Here is a 20390-nt window from a genome sequence, read left to right on the forward strand (position 1 = left end):
GCCGGCTCGTAAGGCGCAGGTCCTCAATTACGAGCGAACGCCCTTACGCGAGCAAGCAACTCCGCCAGAAACTCATCGGGACGGTTGAACGGGAGAAAATGATCGCCGCCGCGAATCCAGACAAATTCCTTATGCGGGGCGATGATCTGACTGAAATATTGCTCGGCAGGACCGCCGGGCGTCACGCCATCCGCATCGCCCTCGATGAAGAACATGGGGATTGAGAATTCGAGCCCCATTGAGGCCGTGTCGTGCTGGACCATCGGACCATCCGGTCCGGTCAGATATTTGGTGGAGAAGGCGACGCCCTTGCGCCAATTGTACCAATCGAGCAGCGAGAAATCCGGCATGAATCGGGGCGGGATCTGGCCGGCAAGCTGGATGCGATCGACGGGAAGGGCCAGCGCGCGGCTCCACTTTTCGGCGATCAGGCGGTTCTCCTCGCTCATGATCGGCCGCGCAGCGATCGGTGCCAACTCCGCCAGCGCCTCGTTGTTGCCGGTCGACGCCGCCAGCGCTTGCAGGCGCGCAATCTTGAGCTCGAAAGCCTTCTCGAAGGTCGTCCTGCCAACGACCTGGCCTGTGCCGACATAGGCCCAGAACAGATCGGGGCGTTGCTTCGCCATGTGAATGCCCAGGAATGAGCCCCAGGAGTGCCCGACCAGGACAATCCTGTCCTTGTGCAAATGCGCGCGCAGATATTCGGCCAGCTCGACGCCGTCCTGCGTCATTCGCTCCAAGGTCATAGTTGGAGCGAGCGTATCTTCCCCAGCCGCACCATAAGTGCGGCCGGTACCGCGCTGGTCCCATTGCACAACAGTGAAATGCTTTTCCCAGGAGCGCCAGCCCGACGAGACGGGCAAGGTAGTGCCTCCGGGCCCGCCATGGACGAACAGAAGAACCGGGTTATCCCGATCCTCGCCGCGGATTTCAATCCATTGCCTGATGCCGCCGATATCGACGAACCGTCCCTCCTGCACCCCGTTGGGAGAGCGGATGGCGAGAGTTTCCGCAGCAAGATGCTGGCGATAGGCGCGAAACCCGAGCCCGGCAGCGGTCACCGCAATGGCGACGCCGGCTGCCCCGAGCAACGAGATTGCAATCAGTCTTCCGGCCTTGCGCGGCATTGATAGCAGCATCGACTGAGAGGGAGTGATCCATGATCTCCCCCGGCGTCAGAGCGCCCTGGACCTAGCCCACTTCCTCGATCTTCACCTTGTCCGGATAAAAGGCGAGATGGCCGGTAATCTCGGTCATGGCGGGGAAGGGCGTCTCGTAGGTCCAGATCGCATTGTCGAGCGTCTTGCCGTCGGCCTTGACGCTGTAATAGCTCGCATCCCCCTTGTAGGGGCAATGGGTGACGCGGTCGGTGCGCTCCAGGAGGGCCATGTTGGCGTCCTCCCGCGGCACATATTGCACCGCCGGATATTTGGCCTCCTTTAGGGTCAGCGCCTTGCTGGTCTCGGCGATCACGATGTCGCCCGCCGTGATACGGACGCGCCGCGGGTTCGGGGTGATGGTGATGGGGTGGTCCGGCCCTGGAAGCTTCATGATTTCACGCCCTTTCGATCAATCTGCCGCGCGCGGCACTTTGTCGTGCCTTTGTCCCGATGCGATCAGGGATATAGTGCCGGAAAGCGTGACGTAGAAGGCCGTTCACGCTAAGTTTGGCCCGCCGGCCCCGGGGACCCCGGCGAGCGATTCGATGACGAGGCTGCCATTGCAGCCGAGATAAGGAGCTAGACCCGAATGCCCATGGACGCCCACGATATCGAGGCGATGATCAAGGCAGCGATCCCCGATGCCGAGGTGACCATCCGCGACCTCGCCGGCGACGGCGATCACTATGCCGCGACCGTGATCTCGGAATCCTTCCGCGGCAAGTCCCGCGTCCAGCAGCACCAGATCGTCTATCAGTCCCTGCGCGGCCAGATGGGCGGCGTCCTGCATGCGCTGGCGCTGCAAACCGGGGTGCCGGGCACCTGAGCTGACCAGCGCGACGGGAGACGATGATGGCTGCTGAGCATTCGCGCGGCGCGATGTTTCGCGTCATCACGCCGAACCAGCCCAGTCGCGTCACCAATGCCGAGCTGTTCTTCGACCTCGTCTTCGTCTTCGCCGTCACGCAGGTGTCGCACACGCTGCTGCACCATTTCACCCCGCTCGGCGCGGTGCACGTCACGGTGCTGTTTCTCGCGGTGTGGTGGGTGTGGGTCTACACCGCCTGGGTCACCAACTGGCTCAATCCGGATCTGACGCCGGTCCGCATCCTGATCTTCCTGATGATGCTTGGCGGCCTCGTGCTGTCGACGACCATCCCGACCGCCTTCGAGGGGCGCGGCCTGTGGTTCGCGATCGCCTATGCGACCATGCAAGTCGGGCGCACCGCGTTTTGGCTGTTCGCGACCCCGCGCCATCGCACGGCGGTGCGGCACAACGCGATCCGCATCCTGACGTGGCTCTCGATCTCGGCGGTGTTGTGGATCGCGGGCGGTCTTTCCGAGGGAGAGACCCGGCTATGGCTGTGGATCGCGGCGGTCACCTGGGAGTATGTCTCGCCCGCGGTCCGGTTCTGGGTCCCGAAGCTGGGATTCTCGTCGGTCGAGGCCTGGGCGGTCGAAGGCAACCACATGGCCGAGCGTTGCGCCGGCTTCATCATCATCGCGCTCGGCGAGGCCATCGTCGTCAATGGCGCGACCTTTGCGGAGCTGGAGTGGACCGCCGACAACATCCTCGCCTTCGTCTCGGCGCTGGTCGGCAGCATCGCGATGTGGTGGGTCTATTTCCACAAGGGCGCCGAGGCCGGCTCCGAGCGGATCTCGAAATCCACCGAATCCGGCCGGCTGGCGCGGCTCGCCTACACCTATCTGCACATGCCGATCGTCGCCGGCATCATCCTCACCGCGGTCTCGGACGAGCTGGTGCTGAAGCATCCGACCGGCCATTCCGATTTCAGGACGATCGTGAGCACGATCGGCGGCCCCCTGGTGTTCCTGGTCGGCACCATCCTGTTCAAGCATTCGATCCGCGGCTTCCTCCAGCTCTCGCACGGCATCGGCATCATCCTGCTGCTGGTGCTGTGGTGGTTTGCAGCCGATCTGTCGCCGCTCTGGCTCTCGGTCGCGACCAGCGTGGTCTTGATCGTGGTGGCGGTGTGGGAGTCGGTGTCGCTGGGATCGAAGGCGGAGGAGGCCGGGGAGCATTGAGCTCCCGGCGCTCTTACTCCGCGACCTCCAGTGCGTGCACCGAGAACATCTTTGCCGCGTCCGTCCAGCTCTCGCGCACGCGCCAGCCGGCGCCCTGCGCCAGCGCAGCAAAACGCTCGAGGCTGTATTTGTAGCTGTTCTCGGTATGAATGCTCTCGCCCGGCTTGAACGAGAAGCTGGTGCCGAGCAGGCGCACGGTCTGGCTCTTCCTGCTGATCAGGTGCATCTCGATGCGGTGCCGCACGCGATTGTAGATCGCGCGATGGGTGAAGGCGGACAGGTCGAAATTGCCGCCCAGCTCGCGGTTGATGCGCACCAGGACATTGAGGTTGAAGCGCGCGGTGACGCCGGCTGCATCGTTGTAGGCATCGTGCAGCACGCGCTCGTCCTTTTCGAGGTCGGCGCCGATGATCATCTGCGCGCCTCGGCCGAGAATTGCGCGCGCGCTCTTCAGGAAGGCCTGCGCTTCATGCGGCTCGAAATTGCCGATGGTCGAGCCCGGGAAGAAGCCGACCTTGGGCATCGATGCCACCGCCTTCGGCAGCTCGAACGGCGTGGTGAAGTCGGCGGCGACCGGATAGATGCCGAGCGAGGGGAAATCCCGCTTCAGGCCGTTTGCCTGCGCGTTGAGGAAATCGCCGGAGATATCGACGGGGACATAGGCCGCGAACTTGCAGTGGCTCAGCAGCAGGCGGACCTTCGTGGTCGCACCGGCGCCGAACTCGACCAGCGCCGCATGCTCCGGGATGATCTTCGCGATCTCGCGGCCACGCTCCCTCAGGATCGAGAGCTCGGTGCGGGTCGGATAATATTCCGGCAGCTTGGTGATCGCCTCGAACAGCTCCGAGCCGGTCGCGTCATAGAAATATTTCGGCGACAGCTTCTTCGGCTGCTGCGAGAGGTCCTCGATGGCCTCGCGGGCGAAAGCGGTGGTCTGCTCGTCGGGGAGATGGGCTTCGGCCAAAGCGCTGGCGTGCACATTCATGATACTCTCCTGAACGCGCTGTCCGGCGCGCATCTGTCGTCGGATTAAAGACTAGACGTATTCGGCGAGCCGCAGTCCCGTGAACTGCCAGCGGTGGTGCGGATAGAAGAAGTTGCGATAAGTGATACGGCTGTGGTCCTCCGGAGTTGCAAGCGAGGAGCCGCGCAGCACGAGCTGGTTGACCATGAACTTCCCGTTGTACTCGCCGAGCGCGCCTTCGACGGCGCGATAGCCGGGGTAAGGCGAGTAGGAGCTGCGGGTCCACTGCCAGACGATGCCGAAGGCGTCGTTGAGCTGCCTGGTGCGGGCTGCGATCTCCCATTCCATCTCGGTTGGGAGATGCTTGCCGGCCCAGCGCGCGAACGCATCCGCCTCGTAATAGCTGACATGGCAGACCGGCGCGTCGGGATCGACCGGCTTGAGGCCCGCGAGCGTCATCACCTGCCATGCGCCATCGACCTCGCGCCAATATCCCGGGGCCTGCCAGTCTTCCTTGCTGGCCGCGGCAAAGCCGTCCATCAGCCAAAGCGTTGCCGTCCGGTAGCCGCCGTCGCGCATGAAGGCGAGCCATTCGGCATTGGTGACGAGATTGCGCGCGACCTTGACAGGGCCGACGAGGGCGCGATGGGCAGGCTTCTCGTTGTCGAAATGGAAGCCGTCATCGAAATGGCCGACGGTGTGGATGCCTTCGTTGAGCGTCAGCCAGTCGTCGCCGGTACGCGTCGCCGCCGGGAAGCGCCAGTCCGGATCGTAGGCCGGATAGACCGGATTCTGCGCGAAGGCGTGCAGGATGTCGGTGTACATCAATTCCTGATGCTGCTGCTCGTGGTTGAGTCCGACCTCGACCAGCGGCGCCAGGGCCGCAAGCGTGTCATTGCTTGCTTCGCGGAAGAATTTGACGACGGCAGCATCGACATATCTGCGGTAAGCGCCGACCTCGTCTGCGCTCGGACGGGTGATGTCGCCGCGATGGTTGCGGGCATGCCGCGGGCCGGCGCTGACGTAATAGGAATTGAACAGGAATGCGAAATCGGGGTGAAAGGGCCGGAAGCCGGGGGCGTGCTCGCCGAGCAAAAATTGCTCCCAGAACCAGGTGGTATGGGCCCTGTGCCATTTCGCAGGGCTCGCATCGGGCATGGACTGGATTTGCTGGTCCTCGGGCGACAGCGGCGCGGCCCGGTGCTCGGTCTCGTTGCGAACCGCGAGAAACGCCTCTTCCAGCCGTTGGGCCAGGCTGCCCTCCTCGGAGGACGGTGACGAAAGCGCGGGGGCGGCCGTGGCGGAGGCTGGTTTCGTCACGTTTTTCTCCAGACAGGACAAGAGAACGTTGTTGGCGTTGCCCGGTTCCAAAACCAAGGTTCGTCCTAGATAGGGGCTCCGTTACGGTATGAAAGTCCTCCCCGGGGATGATATTCGTGTCATCATGCAATGGGCCGGCGCTGCCGGGGCCGGCCGCCCAAGGCCAGGAGAAGCCCGGGACAGCGACCGTACGCCGCCATTTTACTTTGGATGCACAACGGTTTGGGCTACATATATAGGCAGGTATCGGGTTAAATCGGCTGAGCCGGCCCGAAGCAATTGGTGAGGGCTCTGCCCCAGAAGGACACGGATATGAGCATCGCGGAATTCATCGACAATGAAGTGAAGTCGAACGACGTGGTTCTGTTCATGAAGGGTACGCCGCAATTTCCGCAGTGCGGTTTCTCCGGCCAGGTCGTCCAGATTCTCGACCATATCGGTGTCGGCTATAAGGGCCTCAACGTCCTCGAATCCGCCGAGCTGCGCAACGGCATCAAGGAATATTCGAACTGGCCGACGATCCCGCAGCTCTATGTGAAGGGCGAGTTCATCGGCGGCTGCGACATCGTCCGCGAGATGTTCCAGGCCGGCGAATTGCAGCAGCTCTTCTCCGAGAAGGGCGTCGTCGTCGCGGCCTAAGGCCGTGACCGTACTGTCGCGCCGGATTGGCGGCGCGGAGCTCGACGTCGTCGTTGCCGACATCACGACACTGAGCGTTGACGCCATCGTCAACGCAGCGAACACGTCGCTCCTTGGCGGGGGCGGCGTGGATGGCGCGATCCATCGTGCGGCCGGGCCCGAGCTTGTCGCCGAATGCCGGATGCTCCACGGCTGCAAAACGGGCGACGCCAAGATCACCAAAGGCTACCGGCTCAAGGCCACCCATGTGATCCACACCGTCGGGCCGGTCTGGAACGGCGGGACCCTCGGCGAGGACGACCTGCTGGCCTCCTGCTATCGCCGCGCGATGGAGCTGTGCGGGAAGCACGAGCTGACCTCGGTGGTATTCCCCGCGATTTCGACCGGCATTTTCCGCTTTCCCGCCGACCGGGCCGCCGATATCGCGGTGCGCACGACCATCGAAGGGCTCGCCGCCGCGCCATCCGTGGCCCGCGTGGTGTTCTGCTGCTTCGCCGAGCCGAGCGCCAAACTCCATGCCGAGGCGCTGGCGCGATACGGCAGCTCTTGTGCCTGATGACGCGGTCGGTACACTCCGCCGGACCATGTTCCGGGGAGGGGATATGATTTTTCATTTTGGACGGCGCCCATTTGTCTATGGCGCATTGTTGTCGCTCGGCGTGATGTCGCTGGCGCGCGCGGAGGGCACCTACGAGATTCCGGCCGGCGCGCATTTCAACCAGGACAAGCTCGCCAAAGTCAGCGACTTCTTCAAGAACGAGGTCGCGACCGGCAAGATCGCCGGCGCAACCGTGCTGATCCAGCAGCGCGGCAAGCCGGTCTACCACGAAGCCTTCGGCGTGCAGGACGTGGTCAGCAAGGCCCCAATCACGGACAAGACCATCTTCCGCCTGTTCTCGATGACCAAGGCGATCACTTCGGTGGTTGCGATGCAGTTGATCGAGGACGGCAAGATCAAGCTGGATGATCCCGTCTCGAAATACATTCCGTCGTTCGCCAATGTGAAGGTCGGCGTCGAGAAGAAGGCCGAGGACGGCACCAAGTCGCTCGAGCTGGTGCCGCCGAACCGGCCGATGACGGTGCACGATTTGATGACGCACACCTCCGGTGTCACCTATGGCTTCTATGGCGACAGCCTGGTGCGCAAGGCCTATCGCGACGCCAACATCTATGCCGGCGATTTCGACCTCGCCGAGTTCGCCGAGCGCATCGCGAAACTCCCGCTGCACAACCAGCCGGGCGCGCTCTGGCAGTACGGCCATTCCACCGACATCCTGGCGCGCGTGATGGAGATCGCGGCGGGCAAGCCGCTGATCGACATCATGCAGGAGAAGCTGCTCACTCCGCTCGGCATGGTCGATACCGGCTTCTTCGTCACCGACCCCGAGAAGCAGAAGCTCTTGGCGCAGCCGGTGCCGAATGACGCCGATTTCCGCGTCGGCCGCATCAACGATCCGACGGTCGTCAAGAAGATCATGTTCGCCAGCGGCGGCATGGTGACGACCATGGCGGACTACAAGCGCTTCGCCCAGATGCTGCTCAATGGCGGCAGTCTCGACGGCAAGACCATCCTCAAGCCGGAGACGTTCAAGCTGATGGCGACCGATCAGATCGGTCCGAAATCGGGCGTTGATCGCGACTATTTCTACTTCCCCGGCGACGGTTTCGGCTTCGGCCTCGGGCTGGCGGTCCGCACCGATCCCGGCAACGCCAAGCCGCCGCCGCCCGGCGATCTCGGCGAACTGAAGTGGGACGGCGCTTCCGGCTGCTATTTCGTGATCGACCCCAAGCAGGACATGTTCTTCGTCCTTCTGGAGCAGACCCCGACCGAGCGCCAGCGCGTGCAGCGGACGTTGAAGCTGCTGGTTTATGAAGCCATGGAGAATTGACATGTTCGGGCGCCGTGCGCTGTTCGCGGCGCTCGTTCTGCTGTTGAGTGCGGCCGGTGCGCAAGCGGGCTCGGAGACGCGCGCCGCGCGCAGCTTCTCGCCTGAAGGCCTCGCAAAGGTCTCCGACTACATCCAGAAGGAGATCGTCGCCGGAACGTTTCCGGGCGCGATCCTGCTGCTGCAGCAGCACGGCAAGCCGGTCTATTACGAGAATTTCGGCGTCCGCGACGCGGCGACCGAGCTCTCGATGAGCGCAGACACCATCTTCCGCCTCTACTCGATGTCGAAGCCGATCACGACGGTCATGGCGATGATGCTGGTCGAGGAGGGCAAGCTCTCGCTCGACGATCCCGTCTCGAAATACATCCCGGCCTTTGGCGAGATGAAGGTCGGCGTCGAGACAAAGGCCGAGGATGGCAAGGTTTCGCTGACCTTCGAGCCGGTCGATCGTCCGGTCACGGTCAAGGATCTGATGCGCCACACCGCCGGGCTTCCTTACGGCTATTACGGCGGGGGCCTGGTGAACAAGCTCTATGCCGATGCCGGTCTGTTCGACAACAAGGCTTCGACCAATGCCGAGCTCGTCGCGAAGATCGCCACGCTGCCGCTCGCCGAGCAGCCCGGCACGATCTGGGACTATGGCCTCTCCACCGATGTTCTCGGCCGCATCATCGAGGTGATCTCGGGGAAATCGCTGTTTCAGTTCGAGAAGGAGCGGCTGCTCGATCCGCTCGGGATGACTGATACCGCTTATTATGTCGCCGATCCCGCCAAGTGGCCGCGCATCGCCGAGCCGATGCCTGGGGATCGCGCGATCAGCCCGATGACGCAGGTTCGCGATCCCCGCAAACCGCTGAAATGGGAGTCGGGCGGTGGCGGCCTCGTCGGGACGATTGGCGACTACGCGCGCTTTTCGCAGATGCTGCTGAATGGCGGCACGTTTGAAGGCCGGCGCTATCTCAAGTCAGAGACGATTGCGTCGATGGCCAGGGACCATATCGGGCCGGAAACGAAGATCGCACGCGACCAGAACTATTATCCGGGCCGCAGCTCCGGCTTCGGCCTCGGCTTCGCCGTGCGAACCTCGGTGCCGGAGGGCACGTCCTGGCCGCTCGGCGAGTATCGCTGGGATGGCGTCGGCGGCACCTTCTTCTTCATCGATCCCGAGGACGATTTGTTCGGGATCTTCATGGTGCAGACGCCGTCGCAGCGCGGCCGGATTCAATTGGCGCTGAAGACGCTGATCTACCAAGCGATGGGGCGGTGAGCCTTTCGCCGCTTTCGTAGCCCGGATGAGCCAACGGGTCGGCGCGAAGCGCCGCCCCGATGACAGGCTCCGCGACATCCGGGATCTTGCGAGAGAGGTCCCGGGTGTCGCTGCGCTCACCCGGGCTACGAGCCTTACGCCCCGCGCACGATCTCGCGCACGTATCCGATCGTCTCCTCGACCTGGGCCGCATTCACGTCGAGATGGGTGCAAGCACGGATGCGGCCGTCCATCATCGCCAGCGTCACGCCGCGCCGGCGGAGCGCTGCGACCATCTTGTCGCCGGGAATGCCGGCGCCGTCGGGCTTGAAGAACACCAGATTGGTCTCCGGCTCCTGCACCTCGATGCCCGCGATCTGCGACAGGCCGCGGGCGAGCGCGCGCGCATTGGCGTGGTCGTCGGCGAGCCGCTCGACGTGATGGTCGAGCGCATAGATGCAGGCGGCGGCGCAGATGCCGGCCTGCCGCATCGAGCCGCCGAGCCGCTGCTTCCACTGCCACACTGCGTCGATGAAGGCGCGCGAGCCCGCGAGCACGCCACCGATCGGCGCGCCCAGGCCCTTGGAGAAGTCGATCCAGGCCGAATCCCAGCCCGCGGTCATGTCGCGCGGAGAGATGCCGCTGGCGACGGTGGCGTTGAGGAGGCGGGCGCCGTCCATGTGGGTGACGAGGCCGTGCTGCTTGGCGATCGCGACGATCTCGTCGAGGGCTACCTTCTTCCAGATCGTGCCGCCGCCGATATTGGCGGTCTGCTCGACACTGACGACGGTCTGCGGCGGCTGGTACCGCGTGCGCGGATGCAGCGCTTTCCGGAACGTCTCCGGCGTGAACTGGCCGTCAGGCCCCTTGAGCTGCGTAACCTGGAAGCCGCCGATCGCGGCATGCGCGCCGCCTTCGCGGGCGATGATATGCGCGGTCTCATGTGCCAGGATCTCGTCGCCGGGGCGGCAATGCACCAACGTCGCGGTGACGTTGCACATCGTGCCCGAGGGCATATAGACCGCGGCCTCCTTGCCGAGCAGATCGGCAACGCGCTCGCACAGCGCGTTCACGGTCGGATCGTCGCCGACCTGCTCGTCGCCGACCTCGGCCCGCGCCATCGCCTCGCGCATCCCGGCCGTCGGCCTGGTCTGCGTGTCCGACAACAGATTGATGCGCACCGGCGGCGCTTTGGGATCAACGGGAGGAGGGGTGTAGAGCATGAGACGGCTCCTAAAAGCATTGCGGCCACTGAAGTGTGGCTCTTAAGCAAAAAGGCCCCGGCGAACCGGGGCCTTTCGATATTCAGATCTTAGCGCGAATAGAATTCGACGACCAGATGCGGCTCCATCTGCACCGGGAACGGCACGTCAGAGAGGCCGGGGATGCGCGTGTACTTCGCGGTCATCTTGCCGTGGTCGACTTCGAGATAGTCGGGGACCTCGCGCTCGGGAAGCTGGCTGGCTTCGAGCACGTGGGCGAGCTGCTTGGAGGCTTCCTTGACCTCGATCACGTCGCCGACCTTGAGCTGGTAGCTCGAGATGTTGACCTTGCGGCCGTTCACCTTGATGTGGCCGTGGTTGATGAACTGGCGGGCGGCGAAGATCGTGGAGACGAACTTGGCGCGGTACACGACCGCGTCGAGACGACGCTCGAGGAGGCCGATCAGGTTCTCGCCGGTGTCACCCTTGAGGCGGCTCGCCTCGACATAGATGCCGTGGAACTGGCGCTCGCTGATGTTGGCGTAGTAGCCCTTCAGCTTCTGCTTGGCGCGCAGCTGCACGCCGAAGTCGGAGAGCTTGCCCTTGCGGCGCTGGCCGTGCTGGCCGGGGCCGTACTCGCGGCGGTTCACGGGGCTCTTCGGGCGGCCCCAGATGTTCTGGCCCATACGGCGATCGATCTTGTACTTCGCCTCACTGCGCTTAGTCATCGCGTCCTCTTCGGTTGCATGGTTTGAGGAAACGCGCCCTCCTGTGTGACGGGCAAGGCCCGGCACCGACAGGTCCGATCCCCAAAGCTAGAGGGAGAGGACCACGGGTCGCGAAACGCTTCGCGGGCCGAAATCGGCCCGCGAGCAGGCGGCTTTTAGGTGAATGTGGGCCGTTCTGTCAATGCGAATGGGCGTAAAATCAGGTCCCAACCGCCCGAATGGGCTTTGGCCCGGCTGCCCCCAATTCGGCAGCGATTTCAGTGTTCAGGACCTGTTCCAGCCGGGTCAGGACCCGGGCGATGGGGGCCGCGTCCGTGACCCGATGGTCCCAGCGAATCACGACATGGATGGACTGGTCGCCCTCGACCACACCGTAGCTGACAATGAACGGGCCCGGCGTGATGGGATGGAGCTCACCGCCGCCATAGGCGGCCACCGAGCTCACCGCGAAGCTGCCGAACCAGTTGCCGCGCTGGCGGCCGAAATTGAGCCCGACCGCCCAGCAGAGCCGCCGCAACGGCAGCGGCAGGCGGGTGGCCCGCATGACCTTGCGGAACATGGGAACCTCCTCGACCGGAGCCGTCTTGGCGCGCCGGATTTCGGCATCGACCGCAGCCAATGTCATGGTCTCGGGAGCCGCGATCCGCTGCGGCATTACGCATTCCTCGCCGCCCTCCACCCGGGCGATCGCCACCGACGCCACGCTCTTGGGCAGCTCATAGAGCGTCGGCCAGGGCCATTTGGCGTAGACCGTGCGCAGGACCGGCTCATCCTTGGCGACGATGGCAAAGGCTTTGACGAACATCGCAGCCCAGCCGGCCGGCGCCATCGCGCCTGCGCGGGCCTCCAGCAGGGGGCGAACATCGAGTGAACGGGAGAGCGAGACGAACGGCACGTCCATCGAGGCGCGCATGAGGTCGCAAATCAGGCGCCGCGGCAGCGAAATGGTCTTGGGTGTCCCGCGCATCGCTCTTTCGGTTCCCGCGGATTAAAATATGTGCAGCGAGCGGGGTTCCCGCTCGTCGCTTGCTCTAGCACGAACCAACCCGCTTGGGGCCGGTCGGTTCGCCGCATCAGGGCGCCGGCGAGGCCAGCGGCTTGGTCTTGTCGACGACGTAAACTCCAAGCACTTTCATAGCCTTATCGCCATGGGCCTTGGCGTCGTGCACGACGCCTGCCGGGATCTGGTAGGAATCACCGGCTTTCAGGGTCTTTTCCGGCTGCCCGTCGATCAGGAGATTGAGCTCGCCTTCCAGCACGTAGCCCGTTTCGACCCCGGGATGGGTATGGCGTCCGGCCGAACCGCCCGCGGGGACTTCCGCGATCGCCGTGACGGTCGCGTAGCCGTCGGGGAATTCGACCTTCTGGAGCGGGGTGCGCTTGATGCCGGGCTGCTGGGCGAAGGCCGTAAAGGCAAGGCCTGCGAAGGACAGAGCGAGCAAAGTCTTCTTGAGCATGGTTGTTTTTCCTCCCTGGAGCCGCCGACCCTAACAGCGCGGCAGTTCCCGGCAAGGTAGTCGTCGGCTTGTTCAGCGCCTGATCCCGTCGAAAGCCGCCATGATGCCGCGCTGGAACAGCGACCAGTCGAAGCCGAGCGCGATCGCGCGGTAGCCGCGGTCGATCAGGGCGTTGGCCTGCTCGGCGGTGCGCGCCACGCCGCCGATCGGCACGCCGCTTTTGAGGATGCCGGCTTCGGCGCGCGCAACCAGCTCCAACAGCTCCGGATCGTCCATCTGGCCGCGCTTGTTGATGGACGTCGCGAGATCGCCGGGACCGATGACGGCGACGTCGATGCCGGGCGTGGCCATGATCTCGTCGATGCGGTTGACGGCCTCGACATGCTCGATGGTGACCATGCAGATCATCTCGTCGTCGGCGCCAGCCATGTAGTCCGGCATCGACTGGCCCCAGCGGAACGGGGCGTGAAAGGGACCCCAGAGCCGATCGCCGCGCGGCGGATAGCGCACGCTGCGCACCGCCTTCTCGGCCTCGTCGCGATTGCTGATCATCGGAAAATTGATGCCGAAGGCGCCGATATCCATCGGCGCCTTCGCAAGCCACGGCTCGTTCGCGGCGATCCGCACCAGGGGCGTGCACGGCGTGCCCGTCGTCGCGGCGATCATCGCATGTGCTTCGGTGAGGCCGATCGGTCCGTGCTCGAGATCGACGATGATCCAGTCGAGCGAGCGCGCCATGATCTGCACCAGCTGCACGCTCGGGATAGTCGCGATCGCACCGAATGCGGGGCGGCCCTCGCTCCACAATTGGCGGAGGCGATTGAGCGGCTTTGCGGGGACCGACATGTGATGACCTGCGCAGAGATGACGATGGCGGAGCCTAGCAGCGCGCCGTCAATGCGGAAAGTCAGGCCACCGCGCGACCGCCGAAGAACGGCGTCAGCATGGCGCCGAGGCCATGCACGCGGTTCGACGTAAAGATCATCTCGGCGCCGGACTGCGTGAGGCCGCCTGTGCGCGCACCGAGCAGGTCCGCGACGCGGCGGGCGATCGCGGGCGCGGGGTCGATCCAGTCGACCGGCCAGGGTGCAAGCTTCTTCAAGCGGTCGAGCAGCAGGGGATAATGCGTGCAGGCCAGCACCACCGTGTCGGTGCGCGCGCCCGCCTCCTCGCCGACGAAACAGGGGACAAGCTCGGCGCGGATGGCCTCGTCGCTGACGGAAGCGCCACTCAGCTCGGCTTCGGCCAGCGAGGCAAGCTCGGGCGAGCCGACCAGCGTCACCTCGCATCCTTGCGCGAAATCGCGGATCAGCGCCTTGGTGTATTCGCGCTTCACCGTGCCCTTGGTGCCGAGCACCGAGACGCGGCGGGACTTCGACTGCGCGCAGGCCGGCTTGATCGCCGGCACCGTGCCGACGAAGGGCAGGGAATAAGCGGCGCGCAGGTGCGACAGGACCAGGGTGGAGGCCGTGTTGCAGGCAATGACGACGAGGTCGGGATCATGGGTGCCGATCAGTTCACCCATCAGCGGCACGACGCGGGCGATGATCTCGTCCTCGCTGTGGTGGCCGTAGGGGAAGAAGGCGTCGTCGGCGACGTAAACATAGTGCGCGTCCGGGCGCGCGGCCACGACCTCGCGGAGCACCGTGAGCCCGCCAAGGCCGGAATCGAATACCAGGATCGTCGGGAAATTGGTCACGTCGTCACCTTAAGGGCCCATGGTTACCATTCGGTTTTTGGGGCGGTTTTGCGGCGGGGCCGCGTGGCCACCAATTTGGAACGATTCAATTTCGTGATTCCCGCATTGTCCCGCTATCAGGCAGCGATATTGCACTGCGGGTGGGGACATGCCCGCAAAAATCCGGAGACCCGACATGATCAGAAACACCAGTCACGGCTGGGGCAGCATTTCCCGCTGGCTGCACTGGATTTTGGCCTTGGCCATCATCGGCATGATCGGCTTCGGCTGGTGGATGAACCACATTCCGGCGCGCCCCGACCGCTTCTTTTACCGCTCGATCCATGCCGACATCGGCTATGCGATCCTGCTGCTCACGCTGCTGCGCCTGGTCTGGCGCGTTGCCAATCCGACGCCGGCTTTGCCGCCCGACAGCCAGCCCTGGCAGAGGCTTGCCGCCCGCATCAGCCATGGTGCGCTCTACCTCGCCGTCATCGTCGTGATCCTGCTGGGCTGGGCCCATTCCGGCGCGCACACGCCGGATTATTCGGATTTCTTCGGTCTGTTTCACGTGCCGCAATTCACCTCTCCCGACCGCGAAGCCGCGCGCGCCTATGAGGATCGCCACATCCTCTTTGCCTATGTGCTGCTCGCCCTGATCGCGGTTCATGTGGTGGCCGCCGTCTGGCACCACTTCATCCGCCGCGACCGCGTGGTGACGCGGATGGTGACGGACGAGGCTGGGTAGGGTGACGGTCTCGTGTCCCGGACGCGCTGCAACGCCACTTAGCGTTGCTGCGCAGAGCCGGGACCCAGGTTGCGGGGGTTGCTCTCGGCCGCATGGGCCCCGGCTCTGCAGCGCACCGTCGAAGTGACGCTGCGCTGCGTCCGGGGCACGAGAGGAAAGTGTGGGGGCACACTCTCCACGTCGTCATTGCGAGCGCAGCGAAGCAATCCAGTATCTTTCCGCGGTGGCGGTCTGGATTGCTTCGCTGCGCTCGCAATGACGGAGTATGATGCAACGTCACGACCGACACGACGCCTTCGCCCGCGTCGTCTGCGCAGGAGGCGCCATGCTCACCGTCCACCATCTCGGCAAGTCGCAGTCCGAGCGCATCGTCTGGCTGTGCGAAGAGCTCGATATTCCCCATGAGCTGAAGCGGTACACGCGCGATCCCGTCACCATGCTGGCGCCGCCCGACTACAAGGCGCTGCACCCGATCGGGGCGGCGCCCGTCATCACCGATGGCGATCTCGTGCTCGCCGAATCCGGTGCCATCGTCGACTACATCATGGCGAAGTACGGCAGCGGCCGTCTCGTGCTTCGTCCTGACGATCCCGATTTCGCGCAGTTCCTGTACTGGTTTCACTTCGCCAACGGCACACTGCAGGCCGGCATGGGCCGGCTGATGATCCTGAACCGGCTCAAGCTTGCCGAGGACAATCCGATGCTGGTCGCGACCAAAGGGCGTGTCGACCGCGCCTTCGATCTGGTCGATGCGCGCGTTCGCGATGCCGAATATCTGGCGGGCAAGACCTTCACCACCGCCGACATCATGATGGGCTTCTCGCTCACCACGATGCGCTACTTCCAGCCCTATGATCTCCAGCGCTGTCCGAACGTGGTCAAATATCTCGGCCGCATCGGTGCGCGTCCCGCCTACCGGCGGGCGATGGAGAAGGGCGATCCCGGCATGGCGCTGCTGCTGAGCTGAGCGGGGATCACGCGATCCTGTTGGTGGTCGGCGCCCGCGCCGCGTTGAGTTGCTTCTGCAGGCGATCGATGTTCTGCAGGAGGCGCTGGCTGGTCAGCACCAGGAAATAATAGCCGAATTGCGGATCCTGGAAGTAGATCTCGAGCAGCCGGTCATAGGTGATCGTCAGCACCTGTCCGTCCTCGATGCATTCGATCGTTCCGGTGCGCCGGTTGTCCGGCGTGAGGAAGCCGAGCTCGCCCATCAGCGCGCCCGGCAGGATCTCGACGTTGATCTCCTTGACCAGGAACTTGCCGGTTACCGTGAGGAGCATCTCCTTGGCCGGATCGCCCAGCTTGAACAGCGTGTCGCCGCGGCGATATTTGCGCTCGGTCATGAACGGCTTGAGCCACTCGATCGACATGTCGCCTTCGGCCGCATGGCGGGCCTTCTTGACCAGCTTGAGCATCTGCCGCAGGCGAAGAGCGTTGATCGGAAGCAGCAGGAGATAGAGCAGGAACGTCGCCACGTTGGCCGAGAGCGCGCCGAACATAGCGAAGAACGCACAGCCGACCATGTTGGCGACGCGCAGCGGCACCATGGTCCGCATCAGGAGCGTGGCGACGAAGAAGCCGGCGCCGACCGCGGCGAACAGGTTCGCCAGCGTGATGTTGTGGACGAAGATCTCCAGCATCCGGTTGAAGATCGCGTCCCAGGTGACGTTATTGGGATCGAGGCCCATCTGGACCAGGATCTTTGCGATCCTGAGATTGTCCGTTGCCGCATCGAGAATGCGGTCGAGGATCGACGAAATGTCTGCGCTGCCGGACGGCATGGTACTAACCCCGCGTAAGGCCTTCAGTCCTTGGGTACTCGTATAGCGGAAATCGAATGACGACCGCTTGAAATGAAGCCTTCGGCCGTCATGCCGCAAGAGGCAAATTTTAGCCTGATCGGGCGTTTCGGCAATTGCCCGTTGGTTATGCGTATGGCCGCGGCGTCCCCGTGATTCGTGATCAGGGGACGGCTTTGCCGGCAGCTCCGAGGCCCCGGACGAGGAGGGACATGCGGGTGGTGTTCCGCCTCAGGGCTTGGCGGCGGGCTGCACGACCTGTTGGTCGACGAGGGTCAGGTGTCCCGGCAGCGCGCCGGCGCGCAACATCATGGCAACGCTATTGGCCTCTTCCAGGGTGAAATTCCCGGAGATCTGGCCCGAGCCGCCGGTGATGGGCTCGCGGATCACCGGGGCGGAGAGCACCTTGCCGTCGAGCACGATGGCAAAGGGCTTTCCGATATTCTCTTCCGTGATGTGGGCGAAGCGCCGCGTGCCGCGGCCATTGAAGCGGAACGAGGCGATCGGCTCGTTCGTGCCGCTCGCCAATCCCGGGCCGGCATAGCTGATGTCGTCGCCCTCGATCGCGCTGTCCTTTGCAACGAGATAGGCGCGCTTCTCCTTGAAGCCGAACAGGACTTCGGAGCCCGCTGGAGGCGTGCCGAGTTCGGCCTGTTCCGCCGGCATCGAGATGTCGATCATGCGGAAGCTGACCTTGACCTTCGTGGCAAAGATCGCGCTGACGCGCTCGGGCTCCATCATCCCCGGGACGAAGATGCGGATGCGGTCGGTGCCATCAGGCTGGGCGCTGGCGAGCTTGATGCCGGCATCCTTGAGGCGCTGCTCGATCATGGCGATGGAATCCTCGACGAGGTCGTGCAGCCCTGCGGCGGATGCGGCGTCAGTCGGCTTGAGCCTGACCAGCCCGTCGCCGCCGTCGGTCACGGTGAGCGCATGTGATGGCAATCCTTCAGCGGCCGATGCGAGCTTGCGCGCGAGTTGTTCGCGGCCCTTGGCGTCGGCAATCTTCACCTCGACCGCACCGTCGCGGATCGCAAGACCCGAGAAAGCGATCTTGCCCTCGCGCAGGGTCTTGTAGACGTCGTCACGCAAATCCGTGAGGGCGCTCTCGCGCAAGCCGTCGGTATCGACCTTGTAGACGATCCGCGAGCCGCCGAGTTTCTCCATCTTGTCGCCGATGAAGGCCGCGATCTTGGCGCGCATCTTCTCGAGCTGGCTGTCCGCGGCGAGCGCGGCGCGGGGCAGGGGGACCGCCGAGGCCATCGCAAGCGCGAGGATGAGCGGTGCAATGCAATTCCGCAGGGGCGTGGTCATGATCACCTTAAGTCTTGCGGCAGGACGCTGGCAGGCGAATCTGATGCCAGTTCTTGGTCCCCGGATCGGGTGCGGAGGTTCAAATTCCGTTCGACCCGGCCCGTGTCGCCGCAGCCGCCAGGCAATGGACGAACGCCAAATCATCCCTCATTGTGTTCCCGCTCGGCCGGCCATCGGCCGGGTCCCGCCAAACCAAAATGTCAAAAGACAGGGGGCGGGGACATCTGAGGGAGGACGAAATTCCATGGCGGGCATCCATGCGCTCGATCGGCTGATCGGCAATGACTATCCGGACCTTTTGACCGACGATGAGGTCCGTGCCTTCGAGCGGGTCCCTTACGCGGACCGCGTCGCGGCCGAGAGCACTTATGACGCCATCAAGCTCGGGGCTGCACGCAACCCCGACGGCGCGGCGATCCAGTTCCTGCAAAATGCCGATCCGTCCGACACGCCGGTCGTGGTCACTTATCGCGACTTCATTGCGCGCGTGACGCAGGCCGCCAACATGTTTCACGCGCTCGGCGCGGAGAAGGGCGACGTCATCAGTTTCATGCTGCCGCTGGTGCCCGATGCCTTCGTGACGCTGTTCGCTGCGGAAGCCGCCGGTATCGCCAATCCTGTCAATCCGCTGCTGGAGCCGCACCAGATCGCGGAGATCCTGGAAGCTGCGAATACGAAGATCCTGGTGGCGCTCGGGCCGATGCCCGGCACCGATATCTGGCAGAAGGTCGAGCAGATCCGCCCGCAGTTGAAGCACCTCAAGGCGGTTGTGCAGGTGTTCGGCGGCGGCGATCCGGATAAGGGCGTCTTTGCGTTCAACGACCTGATCAAGCAGCAGCCGGCGGACCGGCTTATCAGCGGGCGCAAGATTTCGGGTGCCGATATCGCCGCCTATTTCCACACCGGCGGCACCACCGGCACGCCAAAGCTGGTGCGGCACACCCATGCCAACCAGGTCTATCAGGCCTGGGCGCTCAGCCTGCTGCTGAAGTCGAAGCCGGGCTCCAATTTGCTGTTCGGCATGCCGCTGTTTCATGTCGGGGGATCGCTGACGCAAGTGCTGCTGACCCTGTCGTGCGGCGGCTCGCTGGTCGTGCTGTCGCCGAGCGGCTGGCGCAATCCGAACTCGGTGAAGAACATCTGGGGACTGGTCGAGCGCTTCAAACCCGAGGCGTTGTCGAGCGTGCCGACGGTGTTGGCTGCGACGCTTGCCGTGCCGCCCGGCAATGCCGACATCTCCAGCCTGAAATATGCCGCCGGCGGCGGTTCGGCGATTCCCGTCGCCGTGGGCTCTGCGATCCAGGACAAGCTGAAGCTGCCGGTGGTCGAGGTCTACGGCATGACCGAGACCTCGAGCGTGCACACGCTGGCCTATCCGGGGCGGCCGATCCGGCTCGGTTCGGTCGGCCTTCCCATGCCTTACGCGCGCGTGCGCATCGTGCAACTCGACGCCGACGGCCGCCTGATCCGCGACTGCAAGCCGGATGAGATCGGCGTCGTCATCATGGCCGGGCCCGGCGTGTTCGGCGGCTATCTCAACGACGAGCACAACAGGGGCGCCTTCGTCGACGAGGTCTGGGTCAATTCCGGCGATCTCGGCCGCCTCGACGCCGACGGCTATCTCTGGATCACCGGCCGTGCCAAGGATCTCGTGATCCGCGGCGGCCACAACATCGATCCGGCGCCGATCGAGGAGATCATGTTCCGCCATCCCGCGGTCGGCTTCGCCGCGGTGGTCGGCCAGCCCGACGCTTACGCGGGTGAGCTGCCCGTGGGCTACGTGCAACTGAAGCCGGGCGCCAGCGTTGAGCCGGGCGAATTGGAGACGTGGGTGCGCGAGCGCACGCCGGAGCGCGCCGCCGTACCGGTGCAGGTCATCCCGATCGATCCAATGCCGGTGACGGGTGTCGGCAAGGTGTTCAAGCCGCAGCTGCGCTGGGACGCCGCGCAGCGCGTGTTCACCAAGGTGCTGGCACCGCTCGCCGAGCGTGGCATCGACTGCAGGGTGAAGGTCGGTGCGCATGGCAGCCACGGCTCGATCGCCACCGTGACGCTCACCGGCCTGCCGCCGGATCAGCGTGAGGTTGTCGCCGGCGAGGTGCATACGCTGCTGGCGCCGTTCGTGATGCGGCACGAGGTGGTGCAGGTCTAAAGCGCGACGAGATTTGGATGAATCGTCATCGCGCTTTAGGTTGTTGTC

At 64.4% G+C, this 20390-nt stretch carries 21 protein-coding genes; 9 read left to right on the forward strand and 12 right to left on the reverse strand.

What is annotated here, in order from left to right:
- Positions 1 to 23: 23 nt before the first annotated feature.
- Complete coding sequence (locus JQ603_RS24075) at positions 24 to 1127, reverse strand: alpha/beta fold hydrolase (RefSeq protein ID WP_245003802.1); 1104 nt, start codon at positions 1125 to 1127, stop codon at positions 24 to 26.
- Positions 1128 to 1191: 64 nt separating this feature from the next.
- Positions 1192 to 1551 carry a DUF427 domain-containing protein gene (locus tag JQ603_RS24080; RefSeq protein ID WP_212343125.1) on the reverse strand — a complete coding sequence of 120 codons (360 nt, stop codon included), beginning with the start codon at positions 1549 to 1551 and terminating at the stop codon, positions 1192 to 1194.
- 198 nt (positions 1552 to 1749) lie between these two features.
- Here JQ603_RS24080 and JQ603_RS24085 point away from each other — a divergent pair, with 198 nt between their 5' ends.
- Together JQ603_RS24085 and JQ603_RS24090 are read left to right on the forward strand one after the other, a co-directional pair.
- Positions 1750 to 1986, forward strand: coding sequence for a BolA family protein (locus JQ603_RS24085; protein WP_011088461.1), 237 nt, complete (start codon positions 1750 to 1752; stop codon positions 1984 to 1986).
- A gap of 26 nt (positions 1987 to 2012) precedes the next feature.
- Positions 2013 to 3206 (forward strand): low temperature requirement protein A, encoded by a 1194-nt coding sequence (locus JQ603_RS24090; protein ID WP_212343127.1) that lies wholly within the window; start codon positions 2013 to 2015, stop codon positions 3204 to 3206.
- Positions 3207 to 3219: 13 nt separating this feature from the next.
- Here JQ603_RS24090 and egtD read toward each other — a convergent pair whose 3' ends face one another.
- Both egtD and egtB read right to left on the reverse strand, forming a co-directional pair.
- On the reverse strand, positions 3220 to 4191 hold the full coding sequence (egtD, locus tag JQ603_RS24095; RefSeq protein WP_212343129.1) for an L-histidine N(alpha)-methyltransferase: 972 nt from the start codon (positions 4189 to 4191) through the stop codon (positions 3220 to 3222).
- Between the two features lie 51 nt (positions 4192 to 4242).
- A complete protein-coding gene (gene egtB / locus JQ603_RS24100) occupies positions 4243 to 5541 on the reverse strand; it encodes an ergothioneine biosynthesis protein EgtB (protein WP_212343304.1) in 1299 nt (432 codons plus the stop codon).
- 261 nt (positions 5542 to 5802) lie between these two features.
- Here egtB and grxD point away from each other — a divergent pair, with 261 nt between their 5' ends.
- From grxD to JQ603_RS24120, 4 genes are read left to right on the forward strand one after another with little or no spacing between them, the layout of a single operon-like run.
- Positions 5803 to 6129, forward strand: a complete 327-nt coding sequence (gene grxD, locus JQ603_RS24105; protein ID WP_018647423.1) for a Grx4 family monothiol glutaredoxin — start codon at positions 5803 to 5805, stop codon at positions 6127 to 6129.
- A 4-nt stretch (positions 6130 to 6133) separates the two neighbouring features.
- Positions 6134 to 6685, forward strand: a complete 552-nt coding sequence (locus JQ603_RS24110; protein ID WP_212343130.1) for an O-acetyl-ADP-ribose deacetylase — start codon at positions 6134 to 6136, stop codon at positions 6683 to 6685.
- A 46-nt stretch (positions 6686 to 6731) separates the two neighbouring features.
- Positions 6732 to 8018, forward strand: a complete 1287-nt coding sequence (locus JQ603_RS24115; RefSeq protein ID WP_212343132.1) for a serine hydrolase domain-containing protein — start codon at positions 6732 to 6734, stop codon at positions 8016 to 8018.
- A gap of 1 nt (position 8019) precedes the next feature.
- The gene (locus tag JQ603_RS24120) at positions 8020 to 9285 is read left to right on the forward strand and encodes a serine hydrolase domain-containing protein (protein WP_212343134.1); all 1266 of its coding nucleotides are present in this window, start codon (positions 8020 to 8022) and stop codon (positions 9283 to 9285) included.
- A gap of 134 nt (positions 9286 to 9419) precedes the next feature.
- Here the strand turns inward: JQ603_RS24120 and JQ603_RS24125 are convergent, their stop codons facing one another.
- The 6 genes from JQ603_RS24125 to murI form a co-directional block, all read right to left on the reverse strand.
- Positions 9420 to 10487: a threonine aldolase family protein gene (locus tag JQ603_RS24125; RefSeq protein WP_212343135.1), complete on the reverse strand. Its 1068-nt coding sequence runs from the start codon at positions 10485 to 10487 to the stop codon at positions 9420 to 9422.
- An 89-nt stretch (positions 10488 to 10576) separates the two neighbouring features.
- Positions 10577 to 11194 carry a 30S ribosomal protein S4 gene (rpsD, locus tag JQ603_RS24130; protein WP_212343136.1) on the reverse strand — a complete coding sequence of 206 codons (618 nt, stop codon included), beginning with the start codon at positions 11192 to 11194 and terminating at the stop codon, positions 10577 to 10579.
- Positions 11195 to 11393: 199 nt separating this feature from the next.
- Positions 11394 to 12161, reverse strand: a complete 768-nt coding sequence (locus tag JQ603_RS24135) for an acyltransferase (RefSeq protein ID WP_212343137.1) — start codon at positions 12159 to 12161, stop codon at positions 11394 to 11396.
- A 106-nt stretch (positions 12162 to 12267) separates the two neighbouring features.
- Positions 12268 to 12651 carry a cupin domain-containing protein gene (locus JQ603_RS24140; protein WP_212343138.1) on the reverse strand — a complete coding sequence of 128 codons (384 nt, stop codon included), beginning with the start codon at positions 12649 to 12651 and terminating at the stop codon, positions 12268 to 12270.
- 72 nt (positions 12652 to 12723) lie between these two features.
- A complete protein-coding gene (locus tag JQ603_RS24145; protein ID WP_212343139.1) occupies positions 12724 to 13497 on the reverse strand; it encodes an HpcH/HpaI aldolase family protein in 774 nt (257 codons plus the stop codon).
- Positions 13498 to 13558: 61 nt separating this feature from the next.
- Entirely contained in the window at positions 13559 to 14350 is a 792-nt protein-coding gene (murI, locus tag JQ603_RS24150; RefSeq protein WP_212343140.1) for a glutamate racemase, read from the reverse strand.
- 175 nt (positions 14351 to 14525) lie between these two features.
- Here murI and JQ603_RS24155 point away from each other — a divergent pair, with 175 nt between their 5' ends.
- Together JQ603_RS24155 and JQ603_RS24160 are read left to right on the forward strand one after the other, a co-directional pair.
- Positions 14526 to 15077: a cytochrome b gene (locus JQ603_RS24155; protein WP_212343143.1), complete on the forward strand. Its 552-nt coding sequence runs from the start codon at positions 14526 to 14528 to the stop codon at positions 15075 to 15077.
- A 325-nt stretch (positions 15078 to 15402) separates the two neighbouring features.
- Positions 15403 to 16044 (forward strand): glutathione S-transferase family protein, encoded by a 642-nt coding sequence (locus tag JQ603_RS24160; RefSeq protein ID WP_212343144.1) that lies wholly within the window; start codon positions 15403 to 15405, stop codon positions 16042 to 16044.
- A gap of 7 nt (positions 16045 to 16051) precedes the next feature.
- On the opposite strand, the gene JQ603_RS24165 is transcribed toward JQ603_RS24160, so the two are convergent.
- Both JQ603_RS24165 and JQ603_RS24170 read right to left on the reverse strand, forming a co-directional pair.
- Positions 16052 to 16858: a Crp/Fnr family transcriptional regulator gene (locus JQ603_RS24165; protein WP_212343152.1), complete on the reverse strand. Its 807-nt coding sequence runs from the start codon at positions 16856 to 16858 to the stop codon at positions 16052 to 16054.
- 249 nt (positions 16859 to 17107) lie between these two features.
- Positions 17108 to 18190, reverse strand: coding sequence for a SecDF P1 head subdomain-containing protein (locus JQ603_RS24170; RefSeq protein ID WP_212343153.1), 1083 nt, complete (start codon positions 18188 to 18190; stop codon positions 17108 to 17110).
- Positions 18191 to 18434: 244 nt separating this feature from the next.
- On the opposite strand from JQ603_RS24170, the gene JQ603_RS24175 reads away from it, so the two are divergent.
- Positions 18435 to 20342, forward strand: a complete 1908-nt coding sequence (locus JQ603_RS24175) for an acyl-CoA synthetase (RefSeq protein ID WP_212343154.1) — start codon at positions 18435 to 18437, stop codon at positions 20340 to 20342.
- Positions 20343 to 20390: the final 48 nt, after the last annotated feature.

The sequence above is a fragment of the Bradyrhizobium liaoningense genome (assembly GCF_018130825.1).
Lineage (GTDB): Bacteria > Pseudomonadota > Alphaproteobacteria > Rhizobiales > Xanthobacteraceae > Bradyrhizobium > Bradyrhizobium liaoningense_B.